Source organism: Pseudoalteromonas sp. Cn5-37, from assembly GCF_021532495.1.
In the GTDB taxonomy this organism is placed as follows: domain Bacteria; phylum Pseudomonadota; class Gammaproteobacteria; order Enterobacterales; family Alteromonadaceae; genus Pseudoalteromonas; species Pseudoalteromonas simplex.
Map to the genome: position 1 here is coordinate 1,044,425 of NZ_JAKGBA010000001.1, position 8,823 is coordinate 1,053,247.

Here is an 8,823-nt window from a genome sequence, read left to right on the forward strand (position 1 = left end):
GAGTGCAAATATGAAATACTTAAGCGTCATGTTATTACTGCTTTCAAGCTCAGTCTTCGCTGAGCAACGAATAGTAAGTGCCGGAGGAACATTAACAGAAATTATATTCGCGTTAGGTCAGCAGCAAGAGCTAGTAGGTGTTGATCAATCGAGTATGTATCCAAAAGCGGCCACAGAGTTACCTCAGGTTGGGTATTACCGCGATCTTGCTGCGGAAGGTGTACTTTCTTTACGCCCAACGGCACTTTTTGCACTTGAAGGAACTGGCAGACCTGAAGTATTGAAACAAATCAGTTCGACTGGTGTAACGTTAAAAACCTACCCTAAGCCAGACTCTATCAGTGAGCTAAATAGCTTAATTACTAATTTAGGTAATGAATTAGGTGCGCAAGAGCAAGCACGTGCTTTAAATCAAAAAATCCAAAATAGCTTACCTGAAAAATCTTCGCTTACTGGTAAAAAAGCACTTTTTCTATTATCGGCCAATGATAGAGGCTTAGTTGCTGCCGGTACTGATACCGTGCCGCAAATGTTGTTTGAATATACTGGAATTAAAAACTTAGCGCAGACTCACTCAGGCTTTAAACCATTAAATAGAGAGATCCTTGCCGTAGAGCAACCCGATTTTATTATTGCACCTGCTCATGTCGTTTACTCATTAGGTGGTAAAGATGCATTTTGTAAGCTGCCCGCTTTATCTTTATTAAAAGCAGCACAAAACTGTAAGTTACTGGTTATGGATAGTTTATTATCATTGGGGTTAACACCAAGAATAGCGATTGCCATTGAGCAAGTTAGTGAATATCGCAATAAGCTATGAACGATTCAATTACTTTACCAATAGTGCTAAGAACAAGGCTTTTTCCTAATAAATGGATAGTCCTTTGCGTTCTGAGTATTGCCGCCTTATCTTTACTAAGTATTGGTTTTGGCCCCGCCGGCTGGGACTGGCGTTTAGCTATTGCTTGGCTTGCGCCAGAGCACTTTACACAGTTTGACCCGTTACAAATTAATGTTGTTACGCAAATTCGTTTACCACGTTTTATGTTAGCTGTAATGATTGGTTTAGTGCTGGCTCAAACAGGAACGGCGACTCAAGCCCTGTGCCGTAATCCACTTGCCGACCCATCTATTATTGGTATTAGTTCAGGCGCTGCAGTTATTGCAGTGGCATTTATCGCACTGGGTGCGAAATTTGATTTTCAAGCCGATAAATATTTACCTTATGCCGCATTTTTAGGTGCATTGGCTGTCACGCTTTTTGTTTACCTGATCGCTAAACAGGCCGGTCAAGTTAATGTGACGACCTTGATTTTGGTCGGTGTAGCAGTAAACGCTCTTGCCTTTGCATTAATAGGGTTATTAAGTTTTTATGCTGATGACAGTGCGCTGAGGTTAATAAACTATTGGACTATGGGCTCACTTGGCGGTGCTACGTGGGCTAATTTAAATCAAGCATTACCACTGTTACTTATCAGTGCAATTGGCCTGTGGTATTTAAAAGAACCAATGAATTGTTTACTGCTAGGTGAATCACAAGCTCAGTATTTAGGAATAAACACGCAAACTCTTAAATTTCAAATCATTATTTTAGTTGCATTAGGTGTGGGAGCAAGTGTCGCAATGACAGGCTTAATCGGGTTTGTTGGTTTGGTTGTTCCGCATATTGCAAGGCTTATGGTGGGTCCCCATTTACGGGTTATGATGCCTTTGTGTATGTTGCTTGGCATTATCGTTTTATTACTCTCTGATTGGCTCGCACGCACATTAGTCATGCCAGCAGAGCTTCCTATTGGGATTATCACCGCCCTACTTGGTGCGCCTTTGTTTATCTACCTTATTTTAAAAAGTAAGCAAGGAGGCGCAATTGCTTAGTTTTAATAACTTAAGTGTTAATTACGGCGAAAAAGCCATCTTGCAAGATTTAACTGGTAAGATTAAAGCAGGTCAATGTGTGGGCTTAATTGGTGAAAATGGAGCTGGAAAATCCACCTTGCTCCACACTCTAGCCGGAAGTCATCCTTATCAAGGTGAAATACTGCTACACAACCACCCCTTAGCAAAATTTAGCCAAGCTAAACTGGCCCATCAACGTGCCGTTGTTATGCAGTCTCAGCAGCTAGGTTTTGCATTCACAGTGCAAGAGCTTGTCGCAATGGGGCGCTACCCTTACAAAGAAACAACGCAGCACTGTGCTAAAAAAGTAGCTCAATACATTGATTTTATGGAGCTGGGTCACTTGAGAGATCGTCGTGCCACGGCTTTATCGGGCGGCGAGTTACAACGAGTGAGTATGGCGCGTTGCTTAGCGCAACTTGATGCATTTAGTGATGATGCTCAGCCGAAGCTCATGTTATTAGATGAGCCAACTTCAGCGCTCGATATGCGCCACCAGCATGCTTTATTGGGTTGGGTTAACAAGTTTGTTAAGCAAGGCAATGCCGCCATTATTGCAATCCACGACTTAAATTTAGCAAGTCTTTATACCAGCGACATTATTATGTTGCATCAAAAACACATTTTGGCGTCTGGCAGAACATCAGATGTCCTCACTGAGCATAATTTAAAACACATTTACGCCATGCCTTTGTATGTTAAGTCACATCCACTGCATGACGCCCCAATGATTTATTCTCAACGTCAGGAGTTTTCATGAGAACACAAGCCGTCAACGACGCCAAGCAATTGGTATACAAAAAAAGTAGCGGAGTAATGTCTACCCTTTCATATAATTTACGCGGCTATCCATTTGGCTCTGTAACTCCTTACATGTGTGATGAGCAAGGAAAACTGTATTTTTTTATCAGCGATATTGCTCAACACACTAAAAACCTAGTTCACGACAAGCGCATGAGCCTAACAATATTTGATGCAGCGCAAACAGGCGATCAAAACGAACATGGTCGAGTAACCATCGTGGGTGATGGCTCATTAGTTCCAGCAGAACATGCTGAAGTATTACTCAACAAATATATTGCTTTATACCCAGAAGCTGACTCTTATCGTAGCGCTCATGACTTTAACTTATGGCAATTAGACCCTGTTCGCATTCGCTATATAGGCGGCTTTGGCAAGATTTTTTGGATTGAAAAAGATGAATGGCTTACATCAGAAAAAGCATGGGATGACAACCAAGAGCTGCATATGATCAATCATATGAACGAAGACCACAAAGATGCAATGTCCTTAATTCTAAACCATCACTACCATGTTGACGACACAGCACCCGTTTTGAATGGTTTGCTACCGCAAGGCTGCTACATCAGAAGCCATAATAAGAACTACTACATCCCTTTTAATGAGGTATGTGATAACCCTCAAGCAGTACGAAAAGCACTTGTTCAACTAACTAAAGATGCACGTGCCACTGTGTAAATATGTTCATTTAAGGAGAATACCATGAAGAAAATTTTAGGCTCTATTTTGTTTATTCTTGCAGCTTCAGCAAATGCTAATGAATGTGAACTAACAATTGAATCAAACGATATGATGCAGTTTTCAACTAAGTCATTAACTGCCCCAAAAAGCTGTAAAGAAGTGACGGTAACACTAAAACATACTGGCAAATTACCAAAAAATGCCATGGGCCATAACTGGGTGCTTTCTAAACAAGCAGATATTCCAGATATCGCCAGCGATGGCATGGGCGCAGGGCTTGACAAAAATTACCTAAAAGAAGGTGATAGTCGTGTACTTGCTGCAACTAAAATTATAGGGGGTGGCGAACAAACCAGCGTAACCTTCGCAAGCAACCTTTTAAAAGAGGGCGAAAATTATGCACTTTTCTGCTCATACCCTGGTCACTACGCAATTATGCAAGGGACGTTTACCTTAATTTAAACCTTATATTTTCACCAATAGATAGCCAGCTAGTTTGCTGGCTTTCTTGACTTAAGTTAATCCCTATTCACCCCAATAGCAGGTTTTAATATTGCCGATAGAATACCCAATAAAAATATACCACCAATTGTTAACTGATGTGTTTTGTAACATTTATCTCGTTTCCTTTTGATTTTAAATCACCTAATCTGGGCACATATCTGCAAGGAGAGAACAATGAAAGACTTACAAAAATTAGTGGGTAATTTAAATAAATCAGGCGCGCTGAATGGCTTTTTGGGTGGTGTTGCCGGCGGTGGGCTAACGAGCTTGATGGGCGGAAAAAGTAAAAAGAGCAGTAAAAAAGCCGTAAAATATGGTGCGCTTGCTGCTGTCGGTGGCCTTGCTTGGAAAGCCTATAAACAATACTCAGAACAAAAAGCGGCTCCAGTTCAGCAAACTAGTTCTCGTGGTTTTGATTTTACCCCCGCCACGCTGCCCGAGCAGTCATTCACTGATGCAATCGACGATAATCACAGTGATGGGCAATTATTACTCATGCGCGCTATGATTGCAGCTGCCTATGCTGATGGCCACATTGATGAAACCGAAAGACAAAAAATCTTCGCACAAGTTGAAACAATGCAATTGTCAGTGCAAGAAAAAGCCATGCTGTTTGATGAGCTAAGAAAACCAATGCAGCTATCAGAGTTAGTTGCCGCTGTGCCAAACGCACAAATGGGTATTGAAGTATATGCAGCCAGTGCCAGTGCAATTGATTTGAACCAAACAGTTTCTAAACACTACTTAGACACGCTCGCTAACCAATTATGCATTCCTAGCGAACTGGTAATGAGTATTCATAGAGAACTTTACACGATTAGCTAAACCATTAACATTATTAGTTATTAGATACAAAAGAACGCCAGCAAAAATTAAACTTAGTTCTGTTTATATGAATATTTTGCAAGTGACGTACAGCAGCGTCATCGCACAAAATAAAATATCAAAATACAATCAAAAAAAATGGCCACAATTAACATGTGGCCATTGAAACGCTAAAATACTATAGAGCTTATTGCAGCCACTAATTCATTTTATTGTATTAGTGCTATTTCTTTGAATATCACGAATCCCTTGCTTACCTTCTTTTTCCAAAGCAGCAATTTGTTCAGGTGTACGACACACGCGAGTAGCAATATTGCTGCCAGTCGGTTTTTCCATTTTACAAATTAAGCCATCGTTACTTGCTTGTTCTTTACCTGAGTTTGCGCATCCAGATAAAACTAAACCAACCAAGGCCAACATTAAAAACCTCATAAACAAATTTCCTTTTAAAACTAACTAAAACTAATAGATAATCATGAAAACGAGCCGCCACTATAGCAATTCATTATCAACAAGAAAAACGCTAATGTGCTTTTTTAGTCCCATAACGGATCATATCTTTACCGTTTTCATAAACATCATTACTTACGTAACGACCCAGTAGCAGCTTATGACTATCATCAAGCACCGCAACAAATGGGCGACCATCACTATTGTTTGTAGCAAGTGCAACTCCGGCTACGTTCTCAAGCCCTAAACCGCCATTTTCAACTAGGCGTAAAAACGTTTCTAACTCATCTAATGTTTCAATTACATCGTTATCGTTAATCATCTCAAATACTCAGTGTTGCAAATGCGCGTAGCATAGCAGGATTCAAAATAAGGTGCTAATTGGCGTGTCTAAGAAACTCTATAAAATGTCGTTTTTTTGCAATATTAAACAATGCATAAGCACTAAGCTCGTTGAAAATATTATTTAAGGATCATTTATGAAACGAGCTAACTATTTTTCTTTACAACCACTGCTAATAAAGCACCTAATGGAACAAGAGCAACTTATAAAACAGGCTGCCGAAACGACTTTCAGCTTAAAAACATGGGAGCTTATTAAATTAAGAGTGTCGCAACTTAATCAATGTGCTTTTTGTATTGCGATGCACACACAACAAGCAAAAGACTATGGTGAAACTACGAACCGTATTATTGGTTTATGTGCTTGGAAAGATATGCCCTTTTACACTAACCAAGAACAACTTGCGCTAACTTTGTCAGAAAAATTGACACAAGCACAGCCAATTGATGATACTTTCTACCAATCGCTAGTTAAAGAATTTACAGACGAAGGGTTAGTCGCTCTCACAATCGCTATTAATGCCATTAATAGTTGGAACCGTATTGTGAAAATGTTTAAACCTGAAGTGGAGTTTAATGAGTAACCACCTTACCTTAGAACTGATGACCCCTAAAGGTGATATTGCCCAAAGTATTCAAGCTATTTGGTTTGCCAGGGCGAATTTTCAAGGGGAGCAATGGCTTGCTTGTGACGGAGCTACAGGTGTTATATTTCCTGTTGCAGGTGAGCTACTGCTTGATGACCATCAGTTGCTCCCCCCTTATGCATTCCAACAAACATCTACACATGCTTCTAAACTTACTTTTTCAGAAAATGCTGTGTTCTGTGGTATTCGTTTTAACCCGACCGTATTGCCTGAACTTGAACGCTCTGCACACCCTATCGTCGCAAAGAGCTCATTAAATGCTATAGCAAAAACCTTGCAACAGAGTGCCAACCTCGAAAAGTTTGTGACCTTGGTCAAATCGTATTTCACTAGCCAGCACAGATTAAATCAACATAATAAACACTCAAAACATTTAATCCGTAATCTCATTGAGTTAACGCCTCTCGAAACGGCTTATCAGCGTGCCCCACTGAGTCAACGTCAGCTTGAAAGGCAGGTTAAGGAGCAATGTGGTGTCACACCTAAATATTTTGAACGTATTTACCGAGTAAAACTGGCTAAACAAGCAATTAAGGAAAACCCTGAGCAAAGCTTTGCAGATATTGCTGTAGAGTGTGGCTTTACCGATCAGCCCCATTTAATCAAAGAGTTCAAAGCAATAATGCACGTCACCCCGGCAAAATACCGCAAGTTATTAAAAGACGCTCAAACTAAACAAACAAAACTCATTTTGCGTTAGTCATCTTCAAAACGCAGAATATCACCTGGCTGACAACCTAAGTGCTTACAAATTGCATCTAAGGTTGTAAAGCGTACAGCTTTAGCTCGCCCAGCCCTAAGAACGGATAAGTTTTGTGGCGTAATACCTATCGCTTCAGCTAATTCTGTAGATTTCATTTTTCGCTTAGCTAACACAACATCTAAATCAATAATAATCGCCATTAAATCACTAACTCTTGCTCTTCTTGTAGTTGCTGTGCTTGGCCCATAATCCAACCAATAACATAAATAATCAACCCCACCACTAAACCTATAATATCAGTATCTTGTATCGTCACGACTCTTCCCATATCAGTTCCTGTTGCAAAATTAAGAAGAGTTATAAGTAGTGGTGGATAGCATACAACTAGTGCAAATTGCGCTAATAATACGCCACCTAACCATTTAAAACATTGGATATTTTCAATAGTGAAAAAAGATCCACATCGGTAAAGCAGAAATAACCGAATCAAAATTATATTGATAAGAAAAAACGGCAGCAATTGCACAAGACCCAGCCATAAAACACTATCAAAGCCATGCTCACCCAATGTCTGAGCGATTCCTTGCCAAGATCCACTGACTTCAAGGCCAATCCACAAATGCGCACCGTTACTTTGCGTAAAACTTAACACATCACTGTCACTGAAAAGGACAATAATACTTGTTACTAACAAACTAATAAGCGTAAAAAGTAGCAAGCTTAGGATCAGCGTACTCATCCACACTATTTTTTTCATGACGATTTACTCAGTGTTATTTGTTTTAAAAGTTGCTCATAGTGAGTCGCTAACTGCTTACCTGTCAACGCATTTGAATGATGCTTACCTTTTGCAATGTAAAGCTGCTTTTGCTGAGATTTTGCATGTTGATATAAATCTTCCGCTAACTCAGGTGGCGTTTGTGTGTCTTTTTCACCGGTGATTATTAATAGCGGTGCTTGGTAAACTTGTAATACTTTTAAATTATCAACTTGATTAATCTCTTCACTAAATTCAACACTAACAAACGGTTTAGCAAACCACGGAATTCGTGCTGCTGTCATCTGCTCAACATTTGTCACACTGCCTTCGAGTACGAGAGCATCGACGTTGCGCTGACTGGCAACATAACCTGCGATCATACTTCCTAAAGAATGACCATGGATCACCACAGGCAAAGTACTTAGATCGGCTCTGCTTTTCACATAATCAAACACCAGTAATGCATCAGCTTTTAGATTAGCCACACTGGGTACTCCAGAACTCAGCCCATAACCGCGATGGTCCATCATTATAATATTTACCTGAAAAGGTAAAAGTAGCTTGGCAGGATCCCCGCCTGCGGCACTAACGCGAAACTGGTTGCCACCAAAGTAAATAACTGTTGCGCGTGCATCTGCAACTTTAATTAGGGTGCCTTTAAGAGTGATGCCTTCATCGGTGGATAAAGTAACTTCTTGCTTTTTGGCTGTCGCATCAACATTTTGTATTTCCTGCATCGTTATTTTTTTATCCGGATAGGCGTTGTTTCCTAAAAGTTTGAACTATCTTGCCAGCCTGTGATCAGATCATCTATATCCTACTAGCCCGTGCAACAACAATGAGCAAAATCACAAACTGGTCTCACTATAATCAAGCCCTCGTTAACCGCGGTAATATTCGCTTCTGGTTTGACGAAAAAGCAACGCGTCATTGGTATAACGAATGTACTCACGGCGGGCGTGGCCGCTCTAATCATTTCTCTGATCTTGCTATTGAAACTTGCTTAACACTCAAAGCTGTCTTTGGCTTGTCGTTCAGGGCACTACAAGGGTTCACACAATCGGTATTATCTTTGATGAAGCTTCCGCTTGAAGCCCCAACCTACAGTTGTCTGTGTAAGCGCAGTGCTGAGTTGAATATTAAATTTCGCAGTAAAGTCCGCACCACTGGATTTGTAGATATTGTAGTTGATAGCACAGGACTTAAGGTGTTTG

General features: G+C 40.4%; 14 protein-coding genes. 9 read left to right on the forward strand and 5 right to left on the reverse strand.

What is annotated here, in order from left to right; translation table 11 throughout:
• Positions 1-10: 10 nt before the first annotated feature.
• From L1266_RS04710 to L1266_RS04735, 6 genes are all read left to right on the forward strand, one after another.
• On the forward strand, positions 11-820 hold the full coding sequence (locus L1266_RS04710; RefSeq protein ID WP_054551890.1) for a heme/hemin ABC transporter substrate-binding protein: 810 nt from the start codon (positions 11-13) through the stop codon (positions 818-820).
• The gene (locus L1266_RS04715; RefSeq protein ID WP_235376983.1) at positions 817-1,875 is read left to right on the forward strand and encodes a FecCD family ABC transporter permease; all 1,059 of its coding nucleotides are present in this window, start codon (positions 817-819) and stop codon (positions 1,873-1,875) included. Before L1266_RS04710 ends, L1266_RS04715 begins: the two co-directional genes overlap by 4 nt.
• Complete coding sequence (locus L1266_RS04720; protein ID WP_235376984.1) at positions 1,868-2,656, forward strand: heme ABC transporter ATP-binding protein; 789 nt, start codon at positions 1,868-1,870, stop codon at positions 2,654-2,656. Before L1266_RS04715 ends, L1266_RS04720 begins: the two co-directional genes overlap by 8 nt.
• Positions 2,653-3,375: a HugZ family pyridoxamine 5'-phosphate oxidase gene (locus tag L1266_RS04725; protein ID WP_235376985.1), complete on the forward strand. Its 723-nt coding sequence runs from the start codon at positions 2,653-2,655 to the stop codon at positions 3,373-3,375. Before L1266_RS04720 ends, L1266_RS04725 begins: the two co-directional genes overlap by 4 nt.
• Positions 3,376-3,399: 24 nt before the next feature.
• The gene (gene azu, locus L1266_RS04730; protein ID WP_235376986.1) at positions 3,400-3,840 is read left to right on the forward strand and encodes an azurin; all 441 of its coding nucleotides are present in this window, start codon (positions 3,400-3,402) and stop codon (positions 3,838-3,840) included.
• A 216-nt stretch (positions 3,841-4,056) separates the two neighbouring features.
• Positions 4,057-4,707 (forward strand): tellurite resistance TerB family protein, encoded by a 651-nt coding sequence (locus L1266_RS04735; protein ID WP_138599884.1) that lies wholly within the window; start codon positions 4,057-4,059, stop codon positions 4,705-4,707.
• A 204-nt stretch (positions 4,708-4,911) separates the two neighbouring features.
• Here L1266_RS04735 and L1266_RS04740 read toward each other — a convergent pair whose 3' ends face one another.
• Both L1266_RS04740 and L1266_RS04745 read right to left on the reverse strand, forming a co-directional pair.
• The gene (locus tag L1266_RS04740) at positions 4,912-5,139 is read right to left on the reverse strand and encodes a hypothetical protein (RefSeq protein ID WP_054551896.1); all 228 of its coding nucleotides are present in this window, start codon (positions 5,137-5,139) and stop codon (positions 4,912-4,914) included.
• A gap of 91 nt (positions 5,140-5,230) precedes the next feature.
• The gene (locus tag L1266_RS04745) at positions 5,231-5,479 is read right to left on the reverse strand and encodes a hypothetical protein (RefSeq protein WP_054551897.1); all 249 of its coding nucleotides are present in this window, start codon (positions 5,477-5,479) and stop codon (positions 5,231-5,233) included.
• A 157-nt stretch (positions 5,480-5,636) separates the two neighbouring features.
• On the opposite strand from L1266_RS04745, the gene L1266_RS04750 reads away from it, so the two are divergent.
• Positions 5,637-6,083, forward strand: a complete 447-nt coding sequence (locus tag L1266_RS04750; RefSeq protein ID WP_138599883.1) for a carboxymuconolactone decarboxylase family protein — start codon at positions 5,637-5,639, stop codon at positions 6,081-6,083.
• Positions 6,076-6,846, forward strand: coding sequence for an AraC family transcriptional regulator (locus L1266_RS04755; protein ID WP_187489969.1), 771 nt, complete (start codon positions 6,076-6,078; stop codon positions 6,844-6,846). Before L1266_RS04750 ends, L1266_RS04755 begins: the two co-directional genes overlap by 8 nt.
• Here the strand turns inward: L1266_RS04755 and L1266_RS04760 are convergent.
• Genes L1266_RS04760 through L1266_RS04770 form a run of 3 tightly spaced genes read right to left on the reverse strand, consistent with a single transcriptional unit; the run spans position 6,843 to position 8,346 of the window.
• Positions 6,843-7,049, reverse strand: a complete 207-nt coding sequence (locus L1266_RS04760) for a helix-turn-helix domain-containing protein (RefSeq protein ID WP_054551900.1) — start codon at positions 7,047-7,049, stop codon at positions 6,843-6,845. The two genes, L1266_RS04755 and L1266_RS04760, sit on opposite strands and share 4 nt — an antisense overlap.
• Entirely contained in the window at positions 7,049-7,606 is a 558-nt protein-coding gene (locus L1266_RS04765; protein ID WP_235376987.1) for a DUF2975 domain-containing protein, read from the reverse strand. Before L1266_RS04765 ends, L1266_RS04760 begins: the two co-directional genes overlap by 1 nt.
• A complete protein-coding gene (locus tag L1266_RS04770) occupies positions 7,603-8,346 on the reverse strand; it encodes an alpha/beta hydrolase (protein WP_235376988.1) in 744 nt (247 codons plus the stop codon). The genes L1266_RS04765 and L1266_RS04770 overlap by 4 nt, the downstream gene beginning before the upstream one ends.
• A gap of 101 nt (positions 8,347-8,447) precedes the next feature.
• On the opposite strand from L1266_RS04770, the gene L1266_RS04775 reads away from it, so the two are divergent.
• A partial coding sequence (locus L1266_RS04775) for a transposase (RefSeq protein ID WP_235376989.1) occupies positions 8,448-8,823 on the forward strand: 376 nt, incomplete at its 3' end.